This is a genomic window from Desulfogranum japonicum DSM 18378 (genome assembly GCF_000429945.1).
GTDB lineage: Bacteria > Desulfobacterota > Desulfobulbia > Desulfobulbales > Desulfobulbaceae > Desulfogranum > Desulfogranum japonicum.
In genome coordinates, this window is record NZ_AUCV01000001.1 from 107,414 (window position 1) to 131,606 (window position 24,193).

At 46.4% G+C, this 24,193-nt stretch carries 22 protein-coding genes; 13 read left to right on the plus strand and 9 right to left on the minus strand.

Annotated elements, in window-relative coordinates:
• Nucleotides 1-287 precede the first annotated feature (287 nt).
• Both G493_RS0100460 and G493_RS0100465 read left to right on the plus strand, forming a co-directional pair.
• Complete coding sequence (locus G493_RS0100460; RefSeq protein ID WP_051308900.1) at nt 288-656, plus strand: hypothetical protein; 369 nt, start codon at nt 288-290, stop codon at nt 654-656.
• A 111-nt stretch (nt 657-767) separates the two neighbouring features.
• Nucleotides 768-1,865 carry a cyclic nucleotide-binding domain-containing protein gene (locus G493_RS0100465; RefSeq protein ID WP_028578784.1) on the plus strand — a complete coding sequence of 366 codons (1,098 nt, stop codon included), beginning with the start codon at nt 768-770 and terminating at the stop codon, nt 1,863-1,865.
• A gap of 216 nt (nt 1,866-2,081) precedes the next feature.
• Here G493_RS0100465 and fabB read toward each other — a convergent pair whose 3' ends face one another.
• A complete protein-coding gene (gene fabB, locus G493_RS0100475; protein WP_028578785.1) occupies nt 2,082-3,293 on the minus strand; it encodes a beta-ketoacyl-ACP synthase I in 1,212 nt (403 codons plus the stop codon).
• Between the two features lie 12 nt (nt 3,294-3,305).
• Nucleotides 3,306-4,058 (minus strand): SDR family oxidoreductase, encoded by a 753-nt coding sequence (locus G493_RS0100480; RefSeq protein ID WP_028578786.1) that lies wholly within the window; start codon nt 4,056-4,058, stop codon nt 3,306-3,308.
• 402 nt (nt 4,059-4,460) lie between these two features.
• Between G493_RS0100480 and G493_RS0100485 the strand changes: the two genes are divergently transcribed.
• The 11 genes from G493_RS0100485 to G493_RS0100545 all read left to right on the plus strand — a co-directional run bounded on the left by G493_RS0100485 (nt 4,461) and on the right by G493_RS0100545 (nt 14,439).
• Complete coding sequence (locus G493_RS0100485; protein ID WP_028578787.1) at nt 4,461-5,456, plus strand: omptin family outer membrane protease; 996 nt, start codon at nt 4,461-4,463, stop codon at nt 5,454-5,456.
• 485 nt (nt 5,457-5,941) lie between these two features.
• Nucleotides 5,942-6,937, plus strand: a complete 996-nt coding sequence (locus G493_RS0100495) for an omptin family outer membrane protease (protein ID WP_028578788.1) — start codon at nt 5,942-5,944, stop codon at nt 6,935-6,937.
• Between the two features lie 397 nt (nt 6,938-7,334).
• Nucleotides 7,335-7,844: a ferritin gene (locus G493_RS0100500; protein WP_028578789.1), complete on the plus strand. Its 510-nt coding sequence runs from the start codon at nt 7,335-7,337 to the stop codon at nt 7,842-7,844.
• Between the two features lie 93 nt (nt 7,845-7,937).
• Nucleotides 7,938-8,642: a DVU0298 family protein gene (locus G493_RS0100505; RefSeq protein WP_035272796.1), complete on the plus strand. Its 705-nt coding sequence runs from the start codon at nt 7,938-7,940 to the stop codon at nt 8,640-8,642.
• 6 nt (nt 8,643-8,648) lie between these two features.
• Nucleotides 8,649-9,935 carry a D-glycero-beta-D-manno-heptose 1-phosphate adenylyltransferase gene (gene rfaE2, locus G493_RS32875; protein ID WP_084813350.1) on the plus strand — a complete coding sequence of 429 codons (1,287 nt, stop codon included), beginning with the start codon at nt 8,649-8,651 and terminating at the stop codon, nt 9,933-9,935.
• Nucleotides 9,932-10,132: a heavy-metal-associated domain-containing protein gene (locus G493_RS0100520; RefSeq protein WP_205623616.1), complete on the plus strand. Its 201-nt coding sequence runs from the start codon at nt 9,932-9,934 to the stop codon at nt 10,130-10,132. The genes rfaE2 and G493_RS0100520 overlap by 4 nt, the downstream gene beginning before the upstream one ends.
• 562 nt (nt 10,133-10,694) lie before the next feature.
• On the plus strand, nt 10,695-11,264 hold the full coding sequence (gene cobU / locus G493_RS0100525; protein WP_028578792.1) for a bifunctional adenosylcobinamide kinase/adenosylcobinamide-phosphate guanylyltransferase: 570 nt from the start codon (nt 10,695-10,697) through the stop codon (nt 11,262-11,264).
• Nucleotides 11,265-12,041 carry an adenosylcobinamide-GDP ribazoletransferase gene (gene cobS / locus G493_RS0100530; protein WP_028578793.1) on the plus strand — a complete coding sequence of 259 codons (777 nt, stop codon included), beginning with the start codon at nt 11,265-11,267 and terminating at the stop codon, nt 12,039-12,041. It abuts the gene before it with no gap.
• Nucleotides 12,038-12,637, plus strand: coding sequence for an alpha-ribazole phosphatase (gene cobC / locus G493_RS27150; RefSeq protein WP_035272803.1), 600 nt, complete (start codon nt 12,038-12,040; stop codon nt 12,635-12,637). The genes cobS and cobC overlap by 4 nt, the downstream gene beginning before the upstream one ends.
• Before the next feature lie 90 nt (nt 12,638-12,727).
• A complete protein-coding gene (cobT, locus tag G493_RS27155) occupies nt 12,728-13,840 on the plus strand; it encodes a nicotinate-nucleotide--dimethylbenzimidazole phosphoribosyltransferase (protein ID WP_035272806.1) in 1,113 nt (370 codons plus the stop codon).
• Nucleotides 13,837-14,439, plus strand: a complete 603-nt coding sequence (locus tag G493_RS0100545; protein ID WP_028578794.1) for a hypothetical protein — start codon at nt 13,837-13,839, stop codon at nt 14,437-14,439. Before cobT ends, G493_RS0100545 begins: the two co-directional genes overlap by 4 nt.
• A 30-nt stretch (nt 14,440-14,469) precedes the next feature.
• Here the strand turns inward: G493_RS0100545 and G493_RS0100550 are convergent, their stop codons facing one another.
• The 7 genes from G493_RS0100550 to G493_RS0100585 form a co-directional block, all read right to left on the minus strand.
• Entirely contained in the window at nt 14,470-14,652 is a 183-nt protein-coding gene (locus G493_RS0100550) for a Trm112 family protein (protein WP_028578795.1), read from the minus strand.
• Between the two features lie 520 nt (nt 14,653-15,172).
• Nucleotides 15,173-17,452: a hypothetical protein gene (locus G493_RS0100555; protein ID WP_028578796.1), complete on the minus strand. Its 2,280-nt coding sequence runs from the start codon at nt 17,450-17,452 to the stop codon at nt 15,173-15,175.
• 256 nt (nt 17,453-17,708) lie between these two features.
• Nucleotides 17,709-19,541: an ABC transporter permease gene (locus G493_RS31645; protein ID WP_051308901.1), complete on the minus strand. Its 1,833-nt coding sequence runs from the start codon at nt 19,539-19,541 to the stop codon at nt 17,709-17,711.
• 3 nt (nt 19,542-19,544) lie between these two features.
• Nucleotides 19,545-20,318, minus strand: a complete 774-nt coding sequence (locus G493_RS27170; protein WP_051308902.1) for an ABC transporter ATP-binding protein — start codon at nt 20,316-20,318, stop codon at nt 19,545-19,547.
• A 4-nt stretch (nt 20,319-20,322) separates the two neighbouring features.
• Nucleotides 20,323-22,464, minus strand: coding sequence for a hypothetical protein (locus G493_RS0100575; protein ID WP_035272809.1), 2,142 nt, complete (start codon nt 22,462-22,464; stop codon nt 20,323-20,325).
• A gap of 10 nt (nt 22,465-22,474) precedes the next feature.
• The gene (locus G493_RS0100580) at nt 22,475-23,647 is read right to left on the minus strand and encodes a S41 family peptidase (RefSeq protein ID WP_028578798.1); all 1,173 of its coding nucleotides are present in this window, start codon (nt 23,645-23,647) and stop codon (nt 22,475-22,477) included.
• Nucleotides 23,648-23,660: 13 nt separating this feature from the next.
• Nucleotides 23,661-24,158 (minus strand): hypothetical protein, encoded by a 498-nt coding sequence (locus G493_RS0100585; protein WP_028578799.1) that lies wholly within the window; start codon nt 24,156-24,158, stop codon nt 23,661-23,663.
• Nucleotides 24,159-24,193 lie beyond the last annotated feature (35 nt).

The following is a 24,193-nucleotide window of genomic DNA, read 5'->3' on the forward strand; positions in this document are numbered from 1 at the left end:
TTTCTTGAGCTATTTTTCTTAAGGTTCTGAAATTTAAGGGTATAATTACAGAGAAAGCTTTGGTGTGGTTTGAAAAGCGGCCGATTTCGTGCTTACATAATTGTTTGTTGTGCGAAAAGTGTAATACAGAAATGTATACATATTGCCTTGGGGCAGCTCTACGCATTTTGTATATGAAGAGTGAGCCTGGGGGAGAAAGAGTTTTTCACAAGAAGTTTTTTGCTTACCGTCGGTTGTGGAGTTATAATGGCACAAGAAAATCTTTTATTAATAGGTAGGTATAACATATGTTTGCAGACATTCTTGATTTTGTAAAAGGAATCTTCGCACCCATCGGAGAGGCGGTTGGTCCTTTTTTGGAGAAAATTCAGGTTGTTGAACAGATTAAAGAGGTAGATGCGGCAGGTCTGTTTACAAATCCCTGGTTTCTTGTACCATTTGTGGCTCTTGTGGGGTACATGCTATATAAGCTTGCCTGGAGAGATCTCATCATCCTCTCTCTGCTCATGGGGGTATGGTATTTCACTGGCACTGAATATATGCAGACCCTGGTCGTAGGAGATCAGCTAAACATACAAAGAATATTACCGGTGTTGTTTGGTGGGGCCGGAGTATTAGGGTTTATCATTTACCTTCTTTTTGTCCGCAGTGACTGATGAACATTTTTGTAAGACGTTTGCCGCTAGAATTTTTAACTTTTGGCAACTTCGGCTGGCTGCACCATTCGGGGCTGCCAGCATCAGATGGAATATCGGAGTAGATCCTTTATGATAGGCAGTGGAACTGGCACTAAAGAATTTCGTGATGCTATTTTTATAATTACAGAAGAGCGCTCATGTCCGATTTATAATGTTGGTGAAGAGTTTAAGGTTGAGGGCATGGGGGTGACAGTTCCTGAAGCCAAGCCAACCTGCTTGAAGCTGGCTGGCGAGCTCATAAAAATTGTTTCAACGCGCCAGACCTATGAACGTTTTTCGCCACAGGGGGTACAGCGGACAAAGTTTGACTGCGGCGGGTGTTCCGGGCTTATTCGTTTTGAGTTTAAAAAGGAGCGTGAGTTTTCAACTGTTCAGATGAAGCTGCTGGCAGCAGCTGAATTACGGGAACGCATGCGGCATGTTGATCAGTTTTTTAATATCCTCAGAGGGCTTGAGATATTTGAGCCACTGGATGAAGACAGCTTGCGGGATCTCTCTGCTTTGCTAAAACTGCAGTCCTATAAGGGCAACAAGGTTATTCTTAAAAAGGGTGACCCCGGAACAAGCCTTTATATTATCGTTGAGGGGAAAGTCGCCATAATTGGCGAGGATAATGTGGTTCTTTCGGAAATAGGTGTGGGCGGTATCTTTGGCGAAATGAGCCTGCTTTCAGGGGAGCCTGTTACCACGAGTGTGTATTCAAAAGAAAAGACAAAGCTTGCCAGCCTGTCCAGTAAGGATTTCAAACATATTCTCAACAAGTTTCCTGTTCTTCAGGTCTTTTTCTACAGGCTGCTCGTCGAACGTGCCCAGGCAAATACTATGAAAGCAGGCAACATCAGTTCCGGAATGACAGGCAGGCTGTCTGATATTCATACTGTTGAGCTGTTTCAGTTGATTAATTCCAGTGCAAAGACAGGGCGGGTCGATCTGATTCTTGAAGGTGGAAAAGCAGAAGTTGTCTTTTATGAAGGTGAACTCCTGAAAGTTACCTATGGCATTAAGCAAGGTAAGGAAGCATTTTTTGACATTCTCAGCAAAACAGATGGAACTTTCACCTTTACCTCCGGTATATCGGAGCAGGAAAAGGAACTCCCGGTCATACGCGGATTTATGGGGTTGATCATGGAAGGCATGCGGCGTATTGATGAAAATGCAGCCTCTTGAGTATCTGGTTTATAGTTGAAATGTGAATGGTTGTACTGGTTGGTGGCGGTTCATGAATTTATGCTCGACGGTAAGCACAGACTCCGATATCAATTCTATGCCTGCGCTTACCCGAACTTGACTGACATCCTTACTTTTGGTGACAAGAACCGTTACCAATACAGGGAGATTGTCAATCCAAACCATGTCCCCTGCAAGTGGTTACGAGATTTTTTCTCATGCCATTTTGGAAAAAATCAGACATGCGTTGGTGCCCCCGAAACCATAGCTGTTACTCATGACAGTGTTCAGTTGCATGTCTTGATTTTCGAGCAGAATATTAGCGTTGCCTGCCTCTGGATCAAGCTCTTCGATGTTAGCAGAGCCACAGGCGAAACCATTCTGGAGCATAATCAGACTGTATATCGCCTCATGAACACCGGCAGCCCCTAGGCTGTGTCCGGACAGCGCTTTGGTTGAGCTTATAGGCGGAGTGTTTTTTCCAAACACTTCACTGATTGCCTGTAGTTCAACCATATCTCCAATGGGAGTGGATGTGCCGTGAGCATTGATATAGTCAACGCTTTTGTCCGTCATGGCTAAAGCCATGCGAATGCAGCGTACAGCTCCTTCTCCAGAAGGGGTAACCATTTCATAGCCATCGGCAGTGGCACCATAGCCTATAATTTCCCCTAAAATGTTTGCTCCCCGTTTTCTGGCCCTTTCCAGTTCTTCGACCACTACGATGCCGGCGCCATTGGCAACAACAAAACCATCCCTGTTGAGATCATAAGGGCGGGAAGCCGTTTGTGGGGAATGGTTAAATTTTGTGGAAAGAGCGCCCATGGAATCAAACATTGCGGTCTGTGTCCAATGTTCCTCGTCCGAACCTCCGGCAAAAATTATATCCTGTTTGCCGAGTTGGATCTGTTCCAATGCCGCTCCTATACAATGTGCACCTGTAGCACATGCAGACGAAATGGAATAGCATAACCCCTTAATATGGAAGGCATTGGTCAAGCAGGCGGAAACCGTGGAACTCATAGTTCTTGGAACCATGAAGGGGCTGAGTCGTTTCAGACCTTTTTTTCGCATAATGTCAGCCGTAGCAACGACATTTTCGGCTGAAGTTCCTCCTGAGCCGATTATCAGGCCGGTTCGAGGATCGCTCACCTCTTCAGTGCTCAATCCTGCATGGTCGATGGCCTGTTTCATGGCAATGGCTGCATAGGCGGCAGCGTTGCCCATGAATCGGAGCTGCTTTTTATCGATCAGTTTTTTTACATCTATGGTGGTAAATGCACCTACCTGGGATCGCAGCCCGATCTCCTGGTACTGCGGGTGATAAGCAATACCGCTTTTGGAGGTTTCGAGGGAGGTTTGCACTTCCCGTACAGTATTTCCGAGGGATGATACAATGCCCATCCCGGTTATAACAGCGCGTTTCATGGGAATTTGATATTATGTTCTGTGAATGGCTAATGGGCCACAGCTTTGACAGGTGGGCATCAGCTCAATGGTATTAATGTTGATGTGTGAAGGCATTGATGCTGCCCAAAAAACGCATTCGGCAATATCTGCAGGCGTGATGGGCTTTGTTCCTTTGTATACATCATCGGCCTGTTCCACGTTGCCATGGAAACGGACAATGGAGAATTCGCTTTCAGCCAGTCCGGGTTCGATATTGGTTACACGTACTTGTGTGTGCACAAGATCTGTCAGCAGGTTGCGGGAAAATTGTTTGACAAAGGCTTTGGTTGCACCGTAGGTGTTGCCTCCAGGGTATGGATAATTTCCGGCAATGGATCCCATATTGATAATGTGTCCGCTATTTCGTTCAACCATGTGGGGAAGAACGCACCGTGTCAGATAGAGTAGTCCCTTAATATTGGTATCTACCATGGTTTCCCAGTCTTCTATGTTGCATTCGTGGGCTTTTTCAAGGCCTAGAGCCAGACCGGCATTATTGAAGAGTACATCAATGTTACGGAACTCATCGGGCAGATTCTTGACAAACTCTTCCACCTGATGTTGATCGCGTACATCGAGTTGGGCCTCATATATTGGTACTTCAGGATGTTGCTGACTGAAATTCTGCAGACGTTCACATCTGCGACCAGTGATAATCAGTTTCCAACCCTCTCGGGCAAAGCGTTCAGCGCACGCTTGGCCAAATCCGGAGGTCGCGCCGGTAATGAGTATGTTTTTTTTCATTGTATATCGATGCTCCCTGGAGATCGTTATGTTGTAACAAGGAGTTAAGCATTGTTGTATCTCAAGTGGTCTTTGCCTGCAACTGTGTTTTACAGGCGGTGTATTTTAACAGATAACTGATTTTGCTGCCACTGTCCCATTGGTTTAATAACTGATATGAGTGAATGTGTATAATTTAGGCTTGAGTTTCTTGGCTTACTGGTATTTATTTAAAGTATAAATTTTTGAATTACACAGAGTTGTCTTAGAGGCAACCTTTGGGGCTGTTTTGACAGGAATAATTCATAGGACTTCGTGTGCGTACTATTTTTGTCTAATCTCCCCAGACACTGCCTGTATGGTGTTATGAAGAAGTGTTGCATACGAGAGATTTGTTGGTTGATAAAATAAAAAGGAGGGAATATGAGAAAAAACATGCAGCGGTCTTTGATTGTTTCAGGATGCGCTTTGCTCGGAATGCTCATCACACAGCCTGTGATGGCTTCTGGAACGATGAATTCCGAGCAGCAGACCAAAGGTAATACCACTGTCAAGGTGAATGACCTGAAGATTGAAGTCGAAGGTCGAATTGGGTTGGGATACCTGAACGGTGAATCCAATGAGTTGGTGTACAACGATGATGGTTCCAAGCTTAGCCAGCTCATCTGGAAAATAGACAATGTATTCATGCTGAACCTCGGCGGTTCCATCAAGCCTGCATCTTGGATCAAGTTCAATGCTGATGTCTGGGTGGCCTTGAATGATGGTGACAATACCATGGATGACTATGACTGGTTTGTCACTGGCTGGGATTGGACCCATTGGTCCCACCATGAAGAGGTAAGCCTGGAAACCGGTCTGATGTTCGATATCAATGCGGAAGTACCATTCTACTCACATCAGAACACTACGTTTTCTGCCCTTGTGGGTGTAAAACGAGATAACTGGGAATGGGAGGCACGTGGAGGAAGATACGTATATTCGAGCTATTATCTGTATGATACTGTAGGAGAATTTCCTGCAGGTGAACTTGGTATCACCTATGAGCAAACATGGACTGCACCGTATATCGGAGTTGCTTTTTATTCCATGCTTACAAACTGGGATATTTCTGGCCGTGTAATATTCTCACCATTGGTGGATGCAGAATCTGAAGATACCCACCATATGAGGGATCTCTTTATTGAAGATGACTTCGATACCAGCTGGATGTGGGCGGCTGATCTTGCTATCACCTACAAATTTCAACCGAATTGGGGGATTACCGGCTTGCTGAGCTATCAGTACTACGACGAAGCCAGTGGTTCATCAACCTACACAGATTTGACAACCGGTCAGGCGTATCATTATTCGTATGACATTGCAGGTGCAGACCATACTGCCACCATGTTGTCTGTCCGTATGGATTATACTTTCTGATTCAGGGGAATCTATCCCTGTCTGTAGTCTATAAGGCGGAGTCTCCTTTGGTTTTGGGAGCTCCGCTTATTTCTTTTGTACGCAGCCCTTATTTGTCCCTTTGGAACAGACCGGCCGGAAGGCTGCTATGGTTCGATTTTGTGTTGTATCCGGTATATGGCTCCGAATATAGGGATTTTTTCTTTGAATTTCTTGATCTGCTGGTATTTACTGAAAAGTAGAGTGAAGGTAACTGCTCACAGTGCACCTGATCTATCCTCGATCAGCCAGCCTGGCTTACCTCTGATCCAATACGCTGTGCCAGCCTGCTTGTGAAAATCTCAGGCATCCTGTCACCCTTTACACATACAGGGAGTTTCAAATTTATCCATTTCCCTTATGGGTAGTCACGAGTGAAGAATTGTGTTTGGTCCGTGCATACCCAATGGGAAAAGCGTTGTCGAGAATGATGTATCTGTTTCAAGGAATATCTCTTAGGAGGGAAGATGAAGAAAAAGATGCAGAAGTCATTGGCCGTTTTCGGGAGCATGCTGCTCGGTGCAGTTGTTGCTCAGCCTGTTTTGGCAGCAGGAACCGTGTCCCCGACTCAACAGGTGCAGGGAAATACGGTTGTTGATGTTAACTCAAATGTGATGGAAATAGAGGGCCGGTTGGGGCTTGGTTATCTCAACGGGGAATCCAACGAGCTGGTCTATAACGATGATGGGTCAAAATTGAGTCAACTTGTCTGGAAACTGGATAATATTTTCATGCTCAATGCCGGTGTTTCATTCAAACCGACTACCTGGATCAAATTCAACGCCGATATCTGGGTTGCCCTGAATGATGGTGATAATACCATGGATGATTATGACTGGCTTGTCACGGGTTGGGATTATACCAATTGGTCTCACCATGAAGATGTTCCCCTGGAAAAAGGATTGATGTTTGATATCAATGCTGAAGTACCATTTTATACATACCAGAATACGAGTTTTTCAGCCTTGATTGGTGTGAAGCACGATACCTGGGAATGGGAATCCTACGGTGGCCATTATGTGTACTCCACCTACTCTTTCCGTGATTCCTCACTGGATTTTGATCCAAATGATAAGATCATCACCTATGAACAGATGTGGACTGTCCCCTATATAGGTCTTGCTTTTTATTCTGTGCTGACCAATTGGGATATTTCCGGGCGGGTAATTTTCTCACCGTTGGTTCAGGGAGAAGATGAGGATACACATCATTTGCGAGATCTGCTTTTTGAGGAGGATTTTGACAGCAGCTGGATGTGGGCAGCCGACCTGGCCATTACGTATAAATTCAGCCCAAACTGGGGGCTCACTGGTTTACTGAGCTATCAGTACTACGATGAAGCCAAAGGATCCACAACCATTACAGATCTGACCACAGGCCAAAAATATTATTATCCCGGAGATGCTGCCGGAGCAGATAATACAGCTACCATGCTTTCCCTTCGTTTGGATTACACTTTTTAGACAGTATATTTTCTCTGTTTGTTCTGTTGAGATCAGTATGAGAGGCGGAAATCTTCTCCCGAAGGTTCCGCCTCTTTTTTTGTGTGAACGTTTTTCTTTTTGTCCTGTCGTTTCTCCATTTGACAGAATGAGTGAAGCTGGTCAATGTAGTTTAATTTCTTGGGAATAAAGCGGTTGCAAAAGCATGCTCGAGCATTATTGTCTTTTGATGATTTTCGTAATGATCTGCTACCGTGTTGAGAATCTTGCGAAAAAATATAATGTAAAATTTGACTGCGGCTGGATGCTCGGTACTTTGCGCTTCCTGCGAAATTACCAGTAAGCAACGAGTTGAAGTATAAGCTGGGGATGGGAATTCCTCTGTTTCAGGATAGAAAACTGTAAAGGAGAAAGCAACATGAAGGAAACAATGGCGGAGGCGTTTAATCGTCAGATTAATGCAGAAATGTATTCTTCGTATCTCTACTTGTCCATGGAGGCATATTTTCAGTCCATTGGTCTGAATGGTTTTGCTGTTTGGATGCGTGCTCAGGTTCAGGAAGAGCTCATGCATGCCATGAAGTTCTATGACTTTGTTTTTGAGCGTAATGGCAAAGTTAAACTCGAGGCCATCGAAAAACCCGAATCCCACTGGGGATCCCCCCTTGATGCATTTGAAGCGATACTGAAACATGAGCAGCATGTCAGCTCCTTGATTGATGACCTTGTCAACCTTGCCATCGAGGAGAAGGATCACGCTTCAAATATCTTTTTGCAATGGTTTGTTACCGAACAGGTAGAGGAAGAATCTACAGTTGGGGCCATTGTTGATCGCCTGCGTTTGATTGAGCGAGATAATGCAGGATTATTTATGATGGATGCTGAGCTTGGCAAACGCGTTTTTACGCCACCGGCTCCAAGCGAGTAAACACTCGCATTAAGTAACCCCTTAGGGAAAGTGACCAGGTTTGATCACTTTCCTGTACAGATTGATTGAATTTTCAGGTCAAGGGAAGAACCGTTGAGTAGCAGAGCACTGAAAAAACGCATAGAACAATTGCTGCAGGAAAGAAATTTGGGTCAGGTTATCAGCCAACTGAATTCCTTTCCTGCAAAAGATCTGGTACATGCTCTTTTTACCGGCATCTGCAGGGAAGATTCCCATGTGCGATGGTTTGCCATCAGTAGCATGGGAATCACCGTTGACCGACTGGCGGCCCAGGATTTCGAAGAGGCCAGAATTGTCATGCGCAGGCTGTTGTGGAGCCTGAATGATGAATCGGGTGGTATTGGCTGGGGGGCGCCTGAAACAATGGCTGAAATCATGTATTGCAACAGGCAGCTTGCTGAAGAGTACAGCCATATGCTGGTCTCGTATTCCCAGGAAGATGGAGAAGAAGCGTTTCAGGACGGTAACTTTCTGGAGCACCCTCTATTACAACGGGGATTGATGTGGGGAATCGGTCGACTTGCCGGGAGGCATGCCGACCTGCTGCTTGCCAGACTTCACCAGGAAGATATGCGTTATTATCTTACACGTGAACAAGACCCTGAATTGCAGGGACTTGCGGCCTGGGCTTCTGGAAATCTTCTGATGTCAGCCCTGAAACCGGAACTTTCAAACCTGGTTTCGGGAAGTTATCCCATATCAGTATACCTTGATGGCTACTGGAGAGAGATGACCGTCGGGCAACTTGCCACTGAAGCGTTAGAAAAAATAGGGTAAACATATATGACCCACACTGTATTTCCGGCAATCGGTTTTATTCAGATACATGTCGTTCCCGGAGAGCCGGAACATAATCTTCGTCAGGTGGTGCAGTACCTTGAAGAGGCTTCTCCTCCTCCTGGTACGTTGTTAATCCTGCCCGAGTTGTGGGCAACAGGGTTTGATTATTCGCGTACCAGAGAACTTGCGGAACATACGCCTGACCTTTTGGAGAAAATGAAGGAGCTTGCCAGCAGATATAATGTCTTGCTGGCAGGATCTTTCGCCTTACTTGACGAAGCAGATTGTGCTCCCTTCAACACACTGTTATGTGTAACCTCTGAGGGAGTTGCCGGGCAATGGCCGAAACAGCATTTGTTTCGTCACTGGCAGGAAGATGCCTATTATCAACCTGGTCAGGCCGCACCTCCTTTGGCGTTGAAACAGGGAACCATCGGTGGTTTTGTCTGCTATGATCTTCGTTTTCCAGAAATAGCCAGAAATCTGGCTTATCAGGGAGCTCAGATAGTAATGGTTTCTGCCCAATGGCCAAAGATCCGCCTGGACCACTGGCAAACGCTCCTGCGGGCGCGGGCAATCGAAAATCAGGTTTTTCTGATGGCTGCCAATGGTTGTGGAACAAGTGGCCCTTTGGAACTGGCAGGCCATTCAATGCTTATTTCTCCTTCCGGTGAAATACTTGCAGAAGCTGATGATGCGCCTGGGTGCCGCTGGTGTGCCATTGATGGCGCTATTCTCGAGGAGGAACGGCGGTGGTTCAGTCCTCCCGGTGAAAGAATGTGGGGGCGTGATGACCAGGACAAGATACTCGTTCTCCACGATGTGACAGCAAAGTTAACGGCAATCAGGCGTCAAGGTGCCAAAGTTGCCTTTACGAATGGTTGTTTTGACTTGTTGCATGCCGGACATGTCAGCTATCTTGAAAGAGCCAGACAATGCGCTGATTGTCTCGTTGTTGGGCTGAATAGTGATGATTCGATTCGTCGCCTTAAAGGCGAGACCCGTCCGGTGAACACTGAATTGGAAAGAGCTCGGGTTCTTGCGGCCTTGGGTTGTGTTGATTTTATAGTTATTTTTACAGAAGATACGCCTTATAATCTTATTCAGGCCGTGATGCCAGAAGTGCTTGTCAAGGGAGCAGACTGGCCGGAAGATCTTATAGTTGGTGCAAAAGAAGTGAAACAGGCTGGTGGAAGGGTGGAGCGCATTGCCTTTACCTATAACCAGTCGACTTCTCATATTATTCAAAAAATATCAGGGCATTGTGATGTAGATCAGGGAGGTCAATGATGAAATGTATACAGGTCGAAGGAATGAAATGTCAGCACTGTGCAGGAAGTGTCACCAAGGCTCTTGAAGAGCTTGAAGGAATTTCCCATGTGCAGGTAGATCTGGAAAAAAAGCAAGTTTCTTTTGAAGGTGAAGCTGACCACGAATCTGTTAAAAAAGCCATTGAAAGAAAAGGGTTTCAAGTGGTTGAAGGATAATGGTCCGGTAAGAAGGATAACGCAAATCTGTTGTATGTTTGCCCTTTTCTAATCGTTCATCAGTACTCCACGGTAGTTTTCCTGTCATTCCTTCCCTCTGCGCAGATTTATCCGACGTGCTTGGATTGACTATAGCTCGCCAGCCAAATTGTGTGTATATGATGCACTGATACATTGGTAATCATGGGGGCATGCCAACATTTTCACTCCTTGGTGAGCGGATACGTTTCTTTTGTGCCTGGTCACAGGCATACATCGGGTCTTTGGTTGATCCCGCAAATTCCCAAGCTGTGAAAAGCGTAGGTTTAGGGTCACGGAAAAAATAAATTATCTAATCTTGCTTGTCTCTCAACTCGGTAACGTCGTCGCGTCGATGGCTCAATACGGCCAGTATGGAACCATTGACGCGACGATGTTACCAAGCCGATATCCTACGCAATTTTTGGATATTTATTATTTTCCGCGACCCTTATTGTCAGTGATCATGTAGGTGCTGCTGGCCTGTACCTGTTTACGTGCCTGTGGAAAACTATTCAGCTATTTATGGAGAGATCAGCGAACCATGGGAGTTCTCACTTTGATAACAGGTGGCGCACGCAGTGGTAAAAGTAGTTTTGCGGAAGAATTGATCCGCTCTGCGTATACTCAGGTCGCCTACATTGCCACTGCCCAGATATTTGACCAGGAAATGGAGGAAAGGGTGCGGCGTCATAGACAACAACGACCTGACCACTGGACGACATATGAGGAGTCCTGCGCACCTTCTTCTGTTTTTCCACTGTTTGATAATACCGTTGATGCAGTATTGCTGGATTGTCTCACTGTGTTGACCACAAATCTTATCTTGCAGGAACAGGGCATGGATTGGGAAGCACCTGATCAGGTAAAACTTAATGCCATAGAAGACAGGGTTATGCTGGAAATTGAGAATTTGCTGGCAGCTTGCAGTAGGTTTTCAGGTAAGGTTTTTTTGGTTACCAATGAGGTCGGCCTGGGGATTGTGCCTGCGTCACCTTTGAGTCGTTTTTTTCGTGACTGCAGCGGGCGTGTCAATCAGTGCGTGGCTGCCAGGGCAGATATGGTCTATATGGTGATTTCCGGAATCCCTGTAAAGATAAAGGGAGAAGAATAGGTGCGAAATCTGTTGCTCATGGTACAGTTTATGACTCGTTACCCCATACCACTCCATATAGATTTCACTGTAGAGAGATTTGTTCACGGAATGAAATGGATGCCAGTGGTTGGCTTACTGATAGGAGTCCCTTCTGCCTTGCTGGCCATGGGACTGTACTCCCTGGTAGGGTACGAGGCAGCAGTACTGGCTGGCCTGATCTATCAGATATGTATTACTGGCGGACTGCATCTGGATGGACTTGCCGACAGCGCCGATGGGTTATTCAGTTATCGGCCCAGGGAACGGGTGCTGGAAATTATGCGGGATTCGACCCTGGGAACCAACGGGGTCATTGCCTTGTGTCTAGCTGTATTGAGTAAATATGTTTTATTGCAAAGTCTTTCACCGCATGGCGGCTTTCTTGCCCTGGCATCCATGCCGATTTTGGGAAGAATGGCTTCAACCTGGCATGCTGCCTGTGCAGAATACGCCAGGAAAAGCGATGGTATGGGGCTTTTTGTGAACAAAACACGGCCCCGTCAGGCAATGGCAGCATTCTTGAGTTCCTTTTTCATACTCTGCGTAGTGTTTTTCGTATCCGGAATATCTCTGCAGATGGCCCTGCTTCTGCTCTTTGGTCTCAACGCTTTGTGCATTAGTGGTGGTTTTTTTCTGGCGCGATATGTTACTGGGCGGATCGGTGGTATAACTGGGGATACCATCGGTGCTACCATTGAACTGACAGAAATAGCGTCTCTCTTTCTTTACTTATTTATCTGGAATATCTACCTATGACCGCAACACGACTGTACCTTATTCGCCATGGGGAAACCGAATCCAATAGAACGGGTGTTCTTATGGGCAGTACTGACATTCCGTTGAACGAGAACGGTCGACAACAGGCTGCCAACCTGCGTGACAGGATTAATGCCTTGGAAGTTGATACCATTTTTTGTAGCCCTTTGCAGAGAGCCGTGGAAACTGCCACCATTGTTTTTGGTAACGAACAATCCATTATTACCGATTCAAGCATTCAGGAGTTTCATTTTGGTGAATGGGAAGGATTGCATTATAAGCAGATTGAAGAGCAGTATCCTGAACATTGGCAGAGTTGGTTGACCAACTGGGAGGAAACAGCTATTCCGGGTGGTGAAGCCTTTGCCGCATTCAAACACCGGGTCATCAGTTTTGTTATGGAACTCGTTGCAGCCAATGCCGGTAATAATCTGGCAATTGTATCCCATGGCGGTTGTATCCGGTCATTACTGGCCCATTTATTCTGCCAGGATGTAGGTACAGGTTACTGGAAATTCAAAGTAGATAACGCTACCCTGACTGAAATTGAATTTTTGGGCAGTTTGCCTATTCTTACCAGATTCAATTACCGTTAACTGGAAGTAACCCCTCATAGGGGAAGTGATTAAGTTTGACAACTTTCCTGTATCTGTAACCAGTTAAAACTGGAAGAAGGAGATCAAGTCATGCAACTGCTGCAAACCACCCTGGAAAGCATCAAGCCCGCTGATCATGAGGTTATGGCCCGCACCCAAAGGGAGATTGATTATTGCCTGAAACCTCCTGGAAGTTTAGGGCGGTTGGAAGATATAGCCAGACGAATTGCAGGCATGACAGGTAAGGTCCACAACAGCATTCATAAGAAAGCCATCATTGTGATGATGGCTGATAACGGGGTATATGGAGAGGGTGTGGCCATGTATCCACAGGATGTAACCAGGATAGGAGCTGATTTTGTAACTTCCGGTCGTATGGGAGTCAACTTTTTAGCCAAGCACGTGGGTGCTGATATTATTGCCGTGGATATAGGTATCCAGGTTGATGTTGACCTGCCCCGGGTAATCAATCGAAAAGTGCGCTATGGCACGGCAAATTTTTGTCGTGAACCAGCCATGACCCGCGATGAGGCGGTCCTGGCCCTGGAACATGGCATCGAGGTGACCTTGGAAGCCATTGATCAGGGGTATGATCTCATCGGGACCGGAGAAATCGGCATAGGCAACACCACTGCCGCAAGCACCGTTCTCTATGGGTTTACCGACGGGAACATTGATCGTATTGTGGGGCGTGGTGCCGGGCTTACCGATGACGCTTTTGCCCAGAAGAAAAAGGTGGTTCAGGACGCTGTGCGTCTCCACCGACCTGACAGGGATGATCCCATAGATGTTCTTTCCAAAGTTGGGAGCCTGGACATAGCGGGTATGGCCGGAATATATCTTGCCTGTGCTTCACGGCGTATTCCTGTGGTCACCGATGGCCTGATATCAAATGTTGCGGCACTTACAGCAATGCGTTTAAAGCCTGAATGCGTAGACTATATGATCCCTTCTCACATTTCTTACGAGCCAGGCGCTCTTCTACTCAAAGAAATTACAGGGCTTGACCCCATGCTGGATATGAATATGCGCCTTGGTGAAGGAACAGGCTGTGCCCTGGCCTTTAACATCATTGAGGCGGCCTTGAAAATGATTGAGGAAATGGGTACCTTTGAAGTTCTTGGCAAAACCAGGGAACAGATAAGTGGGCCAGAGCTGGCATATAAGGGCGAATTTGCTGATCAGGACGGCACAAACCGATGAAAATCGGTACAACCTCCTGGCTGCTGGGAAGCGATTATCTGGCCAATGCGCAGCTTGTTGCCGGAAAGTTTGATTTCATGGAGTTACTGGTCTATTCCTGGAATGAAGAGATACGTGGCCAATTTGAAGACATCATTATTGATTTATGGGCTTTGGATCTCGAATACACCGTGCATCTGCCCATGGATACGGTGGATAATGCTTTGGAGGCGGCTCGTTTTTTCAACCGGAGTGGGTTTCCCTTACTGAACATGGTTCTTCATCCTTTGCCGGGATGGCAAAGGCATGCCTGGCCTGCGCTGACTTCTGTTGAGAATTTGGTAGAAACCGTTGATATACACGAACGTATGACTCTGGATGTAAGTCACGCTTTTTTAGGCAAGCCTTTTCCCGATACCCATCTGCCCAAGGTCGTAGAACTGCATCTCTGTGGAGTGGATGAAGGGGTAGACCACTTGCCGCTAAACCAGCGTGCAGTTGAGTTGGCTTCTCCGCATTTTCACAGAGACCAGCTGGTATGCCTGGAGATTTTTTCACCCCAGGATGCCTTCACAGCTCTGGAAATTTTGAAGAACTGCACTGAAAGAACCCTGGGATAAAAAGCATTATTACACGGTTAGCTGCCTGTCTTAGCTTTCTTGTTCCTGGTCGAGCGGTTTGGCTTCATCAATGAGCATGATGGGAATATCATCCTTGATAGCATAAAAGAGATTGCAGGTTCGGCAGATAAGGCCGGATTTTTGTTGGTCCAGCTCCACTGGTCCTTTGCATTTTGGACAGGCAAGTATATCGAGAAGTTCCTGTTTAATCATAGTAATATATCCTGTATTTCTGAGTAAAGATTGGTGCAAATATACACCAAGATATCATTGTGAGGCAAGGGTTTGTATTTTTTCTTCTTTGACAGGCAGCGCGTATGTTGAGCCTATATTTTGCCTGATCACTCCCTCCCTCCCATCCCAAGGAAGGCTCTTCGCTGGAGTTTTTTTATAAACGATTTGAATGCGTCGTGCATAGGGAGGCTATAACTCACCAGCAAACTTGTACAAATATGAAGCACATGAGTGGGACCTGTTGCAGTTCGAAAGTGAAAGTGCAGGGTAACTGCTCACAGCGCACTTGATCTTTCCGCGACCAGCCTGGCTTACGCATGACCCAATACGCTGCACCAGCTTGATTGCGAAAACTTCAGGCACCCTGTAATCAGTTCAAATGCGGGAGATTTTCAAGCTTATTCGTCTCCCCTGAGAGTAGTTACAGAGCGGGCAGATAGTATCCGTGGTCTTATTCTACCGCCACCACAAAGGAGGCGGTAGAACAAGGGAAAATGGCTTATTGGGCCTGCCCCTCTGATGGTGGGAAAAACATTGAGGTTACATCCTTGGCATTTACAAATATTTTTCCTGCAGGATCCACTTGTGCATTAATGGTATCGACAATCTTACCGTCTGTTTCTGTCCTGTTCGCAAGAGCGGTGAAGGTGGCCATTACCTGAGCCACATCGCCGTTATTACCGAGAGCCTGGAGAATTTTGGTGAACTCTTCAGGGTTTTCTACCGACATATTCAAATTTCCGGTAGAGAAGAACTTAGCAGCAGAATCCAGATTTGCAGATAATCCTAAGCTGAGTTTGGCTGTGGGAAAAGTGAGGTAGGTATCTGTAATAGACAGGACCAGCGGCGTGTTCATTAAGAGACTCTGCCCTTTGAGCATGAACTCAGATTCAATCATGCTTTTATCTCCTTCAGCCAGAGTTTTCGGCTCTGGAAAAAGTTGCAGCAGGTTTGGGATATTAGAGAGTTGAAGATTCAGGTTGGCGTCCTGGGGCAGGGATGACGTGCCGATATTCGGTCCCTGAAATTCGGAAAGATTAAATGTGCTGGTTACAGCTCCCCCTTTCCCAGAGCCAACTTCAAAACCACTGCTTAATGAGATTTTACCACAGGTGATCGGAGTTGGAGTGGCATTCTCCAGAGTAAAACCTGCCAGACTGATTTCTGTACTGTATCCCTTGAATAGTTTGAGGGCTTCTTTTAAAAAGTCCATGACTACGGGGATCATTGCCTTGTCTCTCTCTTCAATTGGTGTTGCTTCCAGTTTTTTGGTTTCAAGGAGCAAGTTGCCGAAAAGGTTCGGTGGAGGTGTTTCCATGACGCCTCCTGTGACCAGTTGTATATTTTTCAGCGAACCGGATATGGGGTGCTGTTGTTCTTCGGTGATCGGTTGGCTGAAACTGATATCTTCTAATCCACCAAGTCCCTGATAGTTAAAGATTGTCGAACCTTGTTGTTTTGAGAGATCTGATTTGCCATATAGTGCACCTATTCCCACTTGAAATTCATCTCCGTGGGCTTCAATCCCTTCGACACGAACATTGGTGTTGTATGCGTCCAGGTTCTGGAATATGACATCCAGGTTGGCAAAATATGCTTGCAGGTCTTCAAGGGATGCTTGGTCCCCACGTTGGATGATTTGCATTAAATTGTTTTGAATTTCCGTTATCTTGTCAGCATCAGAGCCTGCCTGACTATGGTCAAGGTGTATGCGTTGAATAGACATGCCTCCATCATCAGCAACCAGAGCCAGCGTATTGAGCTCACCGGAATAATTGAGCTTCCAGTGGTTCTCTGCATCGGTTGAAAAGAATGCGTCCAGTCCTGCCTGCTGGATCGTAATTTTGATCTTTTCTTCAAGGTCTGTTAAAGAAATTTGCCCCAAAGAAACGTCAGATTGGGTGAAATTTTTCTTGGCTTTGTCCCAAACAGCATGGATGTTTTGCTCGCCAATGCTCATCGAGCCAACCTGGGTGCCTGCTTCCAGAAACGGGATTTGATCCGGGAGTGACATGGTGAGATCAAGCCGCCCGTTTTCATGGGGAACGAACTGGAAATCAAGCGAACTGACTGTTACTTCAAAACCTTCCGGGCCAGCTATTTTCACTGGTGAAAAGGATACCTGGTAGTATTCCTGCTTTTGTTGGATGGTGTATTCTTTATTTAGGATAATACCCATGCCGTCTGCTGTAGGGGCGGGTATGAAAGCTAATATCCATTGCAGAAAATCATCAATGAGCTGCTCCTGGGGAGAGTCGAGAAGTTGCTTTGTTGGAACAGAATCAATGGTCGCTTCTGCAGCCTGACCAATCAATTCTTTCTCCGCAGGCTGCGGCATGGCTTCACTCATCTGCTGTTTTTGAATATCTTCAATTGCACCAGGTTCAATCGCCTTTTGTTGCTGCTCCAACTGTGAAGCAGCTGCAGGAAGAGCTGTTTCCTGTTCGGTTGTTGAATTTTGCGGTGCAGGAGCTGGGGGCTCTATTCGAGCTTCCAGTTTTTGCACTAATTTTTCCAACCGTTCATTTGGACTATACGATAAGCTTTCTTTGTATTTTTCCACGGCTCCCTGAATATCACCTTTTAATTGCAGCTGGGTGCCTTCCAGTTGAGCCTTTCTTGCTGCCATCGTATCCGTTTCTGCGGCAGTGGCGATCCCTGTATCCGGTAAGAACGGGTTACAAGGTGCATAACTGATTGTACCGAGTATCACTGCTGTGCTGAGTAATAACCATTTGGACATAGTACGATTTTTACTGAATGGACGGGTGATATTCACGTGTTCGCCTCCTCGTTATAATTGTTGCCTACACATTGTTTACAGGGAAAATAACAGATACAGTGTATTTTTTTGGATGAGGCCTGTTCAAGGACTCTTCCGTTTATTCCAGAACATTTCAACTTGTAAAGATTATGGTATATTGTTTCCACGGATAAAAACAGGTAATTTTTTACATGTAAAACTAGCCCTGCTGAGTAATTGATTACGCGTCAACATGACGAAGATGCAGCAAAAAACTCGATGTCTTGATCAATTATTCGTCTCGCAATGCCTCAGCAGGATCAAGTCGGGTAGCCTGGAGAGCTGCCAGGCCGGCTGAAAGTATGGTGAGGCTTGCAACCGACAGAAAGAGCAACAGAATATGTTGGGGGGCAAGCGTGCACAACGATTCAGATAACTGTAAATGTGCCCCCAGCAGGCGGTTGATAAGCAGCGAAACCATAGAGAAAATTATAAGAGATGTTGAAAAAGAAAGCATTGCCAGAAACAGTCCCTGGTATATAGGAAATCGAACGAGGGATCCTGTTGTAACACCTAGTAACCGCAGCACATTGAGTTCTCTTTTTTTCCTTTGTACTGAAGCAAACAGGCTTGCTCCCAGCGCAGCCATGGCGCCAAGCACACCAACCAAAGCAATCAACCAGAAGATCAGGGTCATATACTGATTTAATTGGCGGACTTCTTCTATACGTTTACGCTCTGTATGAACAGCAATGCCTTGATTTTCCAATTTTTGCTGTACTCCGGCAACATCATCAATGCTTTTGGTGTAGAGGCGAAAACCAGCATAACCATTCCGGGTGACGAGTAAGTTCTGTGATTGAACATCATATTTCAGAAAACGTTGGTGGAGGAGATTGAGTTTTCCTGAAAAATTTGCTGCTGCGTAAGCGATAGTACTCTTGTTTCTTTTTCTGATGTTGACAGGCATGGTAAGAGTTCTTCCCCCCACCGTTATGGTCAGATCTGCAAGACCTTCGTGTAAAGGAGAGGATATGGGCAGAAAAACGGTGTGCTCCATGGGGATATTTTTGTTGAGTGATTCCTGCCACTGTGTTGCCAGTGCGGCATTTTCTCCGGGGAATGAATAGAGACTCAGGGACGTTTCCATCGCTGACTTATCTGGATCTGATTGTTTCAGGGTAATGTCCGCTGGAGGATTCCAGGGGAAAAGTAATGCTCCTGTTCCCCGGAGTTTTTCTTTGAGAATAGCTATGTTCTCTTCGTCAGCAGGCCTTTTGGCTGTTCGCAGGAAGTACGTTTTGAGATTTTTATGGGGTGTAAAACCCAATGGAGCAGCTTCCTCTTGCGTTGTAATCTCTGCTATATGAATGAATCCTGTATTGTTGACCAGCAGAGTTTTTTGCAAAGGGGAAAGAGGAGAGGGCGTGTGGATTATTGCCCCGTTATATACAGGATATGCATTGGGGTAGGATCCTGGCCAGCCAAATTCCGGTACGGCACGACCATCTTTATAGTCTTCAATTGCCTCCACCACTTCAAGATTGACGTAGGCAGCTTTAAGATCACTTGCCCTGGCATCCATTATATCCTGGACCTCAAACTCGGCTTGCCCGCTTTCCTGTTTTCCTTTTATTACTCTTCCGGCAGCAAGTTGCAGACGGTCTCCTTTTACAACGTTGAGTACCTCTGCTGCAGGAGTCGTGAGTACACATCCCCTGCCTTCTGGAATTGAATATCCATTGTCCAGGAGAAGTGGATCTCCCTTGCCGGTGGCAATGAGAGATATTCTTTCACCCTTGAGACGCTTTTGACTGGCCGGATCTATTTTCCTCATAAGAACGGAAGTGGAAATCTGCCTCGTCATGGGAATGACAAAGGCAACTTCCGGATTGGATTCTCTGAGATGGCTGAACCATTCTTTCTGGAATGACATGGAAATCATCGGGCGGATTTCTCTGTTTTTGGGATCTTCAACGAGTCGACCCCTGAGTGTTTCAATTGTGCCGAATTTGATTCCAAAGAGAATCAGCAATGGTGAAATAATAGAGGTGATTGCCAGAACCAGGCATAGGCTCAGCAGCCACTCGTGCAGTAAATCTTTGACAGATAGTTTGAGAATCATTGCTTACGCGTTTTCCGTGTGCAATAGAGGTGTTTGAAAGCCGGTTCGAGAGAGACTGGATACCGTGGAAATGGTTTCTGTTGCAGAAATTCTGTTGAGGTCAAAATGGATTTCCATGTCAGCCACATCCCGGATGAGGCTGTAATCATGGGTTACCATGAGTACAGCCGCTCCCGTTGTGGCTGCCAGATGTTTCAGTTCGTTACGTATTTCCAGCGCTGTCGGATAGTCAACCGCTGCCGTAGGTTCATCAGCAAGAATAATGGCCGGACCATGGATCAGCGCCCGGGCTACGGCGACTCGCTGGCGTTGACCACCAGACAGATGCTGGGGTTTTTTATTGATATGATCCTGGAGCCCGAGTGTAGTGAGCAGGTAATCCAGTTTTTGCCGGGCATTGCTGATATCGTTGAGTTCAGCAGTGAGTAGAATGTTTTCCCGAACATTGAGAAAGGGGAGTAATCCTCCGTTTTGCAACACATACCCAATATTGGCACATCGAAGGCTCACCCGTTTATTGTCCGATAACTCGGGGATGCTCATGGGCAGTCTTGTGTTATCCCGGCCGGCAAACATGGTGAAGGTATCCCAGGATGTCGGGGTGCTGACCATGGCCAGGAGATCAAGCAGTGTTGATTTGCCGCAGCCGGAAGGTCCGACTACGGCTACAAAATTGCCGCTTTGAACAATCAGTTCAGGGATAACAAGGGTGAAAGTTACTCCACCCTTGCTTCGAACTTTGTGTACTTTACGAAGTAAATATACGAGATGATTCATAGGATTATGGCAAAAGCTCCAACGGAATTGGATACACATATTCGCTGGGATCGTCACTCCGGTTCAGTTGAATCCAGTTTTCCGGACTGTCGTGAATGGTTTCGTATGCCATGATTCGGGCATCAAGGTCCTGAAGAAACATATCCTGCTCATCAATGGACCAGCTGTTCCAGAGGTCACTATTCATATCCATGATGCGGCTGGTATAAGGCAGGTCTTCGAGAAATTCAGGTACCATGCCTGTTTCTGCCAGTGAATTGGCATTATTAATCATGTCAGGATCCCTTGCTGTCAACGCAGAGGCGGCCTGGAGAGCAGAGAAAAAATCGTCGCTTCCAATTTTTCCTTCCCGACCGGCAGAAAGAATACCCTGCAGGGTTTTTTTCAGGGAATCAAGCTGGCGTTTATTTATCAGGAAACGAACCTCCAGCGCCTGGATACTGGGGTCAATAAGGTCTTTGTCCGTGACCCATGCGACAATATCACGGGGTGGTTCGGCTTTAGTCTGCGAACCTACCCATTCCACGTAGGCGGCCTGCAGGGTTTGCCCTGTGATCTGTTTTGCTTTTTCTGTCTCAGAGGTTTTGTTCTCGGAGCTTTCAGTGCTGGGAAGAGTGACTGCAAAATCAGATACAGGGGGAGCCGAAACAGTTTCGATCTCTGTAGCTGCGTTCTGCATTGACGTATCGGCCGTAGCCTGGGACTCTTTCTGTTCGAGCGTTGTTTTTTCCTGTTGCTTTTGTTCCAGCAACCCTATGATTTGCTGGGTAATACCATCGGTAGCTTCTCCAAAGCCTTCCACTTCCTGTGCCGGAAGGGCATAGAATGTTTCTGCTTTCATGCCTTCGTTGGTACTCAGGGTTTTGAATTGTTCTTCTGCCAGTGGATTAAATTGTTCTGCTTTGGGCTCCTGAATGTGGAGTGCAAAAATATAGGTGGAGAGATCATTGGCGATTTTTCTCAGGGTATTCTGGTCCTGGCCGGTGGCATTCCACTTATGGCCCAGAGTATGGCCGGGCGCATCTCCGGCAAGAATAATCAGCCGTATGGAATTGTCAGACCAGGTAGTCTCCGTCAGCGCACTGTGAATACCTGAAAACATGTCCTCATCAAATCCTTCGGAGCCCACCTTTGTGACACTGACCTCTTTCAGGGTGTTAACAAAGTCAGGAGGCGTCTGCAAAACTGGAGTGTAATTTTGTACATTGTAACCTATCCCCGGAATATCCATGGAATCTCGATACCCCCAGATTCCAAAGTGAATTTTATTGGCTAATTCCGGTTTAGAGGCAATATTGTCTGAAACCTGTTGCACGACTTTCAGCGTCTGTTCAATATAAGGCATCATGGAGTTGGTCGTATCCATGGCCCAGACAACGTCAATGTTGAGTTTTTCCAGAGTGCTTGCATCAATTGCAGTGCTTTCGCTCACTGCATGCTCTCTGTAGTCCTCGTTGCTTCTGATATCTGATTTCTCTCTGGCGTCAGCACTCTGGCGGGTGACAGCGGCAAGTTTCAAGAGTCTTCCTTCCCGGTTATCTATCTCAAACTGATCATATTCAAGAATTGGAAGAAGGTAAAATTGCTGAGTGATATCAATGGCTTTTTTAGGCTCAACAGAGAGGACAGGGAAATCGTTGCTGATATTTCCCGAGTTGATCTGAGTATAATACTCCTGGGTCTTGGCCTGTCTTTGTTCCACCGGCATTCGGACCAGGGCATCGAGCTGGTCCTTTTTTTCAAACATCATTACCTGGTTACGCCCAAGGGGATGGGTAAAAGAGAGGCAGAGTGTCTGCTTCCATTTTACGGCATCATCGGAGGTAATCCAGCCGAGGGTGGTGCCCTTGGCATCGGTTCCAACCTTATACCAGCGATAGCTCTCCAAGTCACTGGCCGGTGCTTTTTCTTCATAGACAAAGTAGGGCTGCATGGCAGGCAGGTTTTCCGCCACCGTAGGTGACGAGAGATCTGCAGACTGATAAATTTTTGCAAAGGGTTTACTCAGCACACGGAGAAAAAGTGTTTCTTTCCCTTCTATTTTCAAAGGCTCCCTGGACTCATCGGCGAACGTACCTGTTCCCAGAGCAAAGGGGATGGCCAGTGCCATGGCGGCAATGGACAGTACACATCTTTTTTTGATCATGAATACCTCCTTAGTGATTATTGTGCATGAAATTGAGTAGTTCAGTTATCTTTTCGGGATCAGAATAATCTGCCTGCATCAAGTGTTCGGGTAGTGTCCGGTGCGGGGCCAGTCCATGATGATCGAAAACATTCCCACGGGGAGTAAGAATTTTGGCATAGGTGAGCAGCAGGGCAGCCCCGTTGGACAGAGGGAAAATCTTCTGTGCACGACCTTTTCCATAAGATGGTTTGCCCGCTGAGCTGGCTTTGTCGTTTTCTGTCAGCGCAGCAATGAATATTTCAGCCGCGCTGGCCGTATTTTTGTCCTGCAAAATGAGTATATTACCATGTGCTGGCCTCAGTGCTGCCTGGGAGATGATCGGAAATTTGCCTTGCCCGGTGACAAGGGTATACATGGGTGTACCACGTTCAATAAACAGTTCCATACACCGGTTTGCAACGCGAAGGTCACCGCCCTGGTTTTGTCTCAGATCAATTATAATGGCTTGATGGTCCTCGTACTCTTGATCAAGGATGACAGCAAATTCGTTGTCCGTATTTGCTGTAAATCGTGTTATACGCACATATAGGGCCTGGGGAAAAGATATTGAACGAATGGACTGATAGCTGGAATGTTCACGCCGCAGGGAGACCGAGCGGAGTATCTTATGGTCCGATTGAACGGTGAGTTGAACCACTGTTCCTTCTTCACCACGTATTCTTGAACCCACCATATACACGGATTGGCCATATACCAGCTGATTGTCCACTGCTATCAGTTCATCTCCAGGCAGCAGGCCTGCTTTTTCAGCCATGCCATTTTTGAAGGGATACAGATAGATTCTTTTTTTCTGTTCCCGTATATCCATCTGTACTCCAGAGTAGTCCTGGTGTTGAGCTGTCGTAAAGGCTTTGAATTCTTTTGGAGAGAGGTAGCTGGAGTATTCATCTATACTCTGGAGTGATGATCTCAAAACTGTTTCGAGCATTCCGTGGGTTGAATTTAAGGGTGGTAACGCGTAATTATGTATGGTTTCCACTGCCTCGTCCAGAATCCTGAGTTCGTTTTCCGTGAAGCCTTCAGCTATAGAACCAACCGCCGGGAGCAGGAAAAACAGCAGAAGCGTACCATACAGCCATTTTCTCCTACAACATTGGAGAAGCCAGGCCGGTAATGCAATGCACCTGAATATCTGAAACATAGCTGCCCGCTCGTCACATTGTGAGCAATTCCAGAATATCTTTTTCCAGCAATGCTTTTTTCTTTTTCAATCGCTCGAGTTCCTCCATCTGTTCTTTGCCACTTTCCATCCTGCCGACCATGGCGGATTCCTGTTTCAGTGTATTGAGCTGTTGTTGCAGTTCTTTAAGCTCTTTTGTATTGGAACTGTTGGCTATGGTTTGCTGGTCAAGCTTCTTTTCAAGTTTGCGGATAGAATCGTTGAGACCTGCAAGTTTTTTATTGAGTTCTGACTGTTCCGTGAGTAACTGGCCTTTGCTGGATTCAAGCTGTTGGGATTTCTGTGTTGAAGAGCGGTTTTCCTCTTCCAGTTCTGTAAGGACTTGCTGTTTATTTGCCAGTTTTTGTTCACATGCCGCTGCATCATATCCGAAAAGACCACCTTTACACGGGTCTTCCGGGGTAGTTGCCGCACAGCCAGAGAGAATGGCTGTGGCAAACAGGATCAGGCAAAGAGAAGTGCGCTGTTTCATAGAATATTCCTTTGTGCTTTTTTATCTCAAGGTAA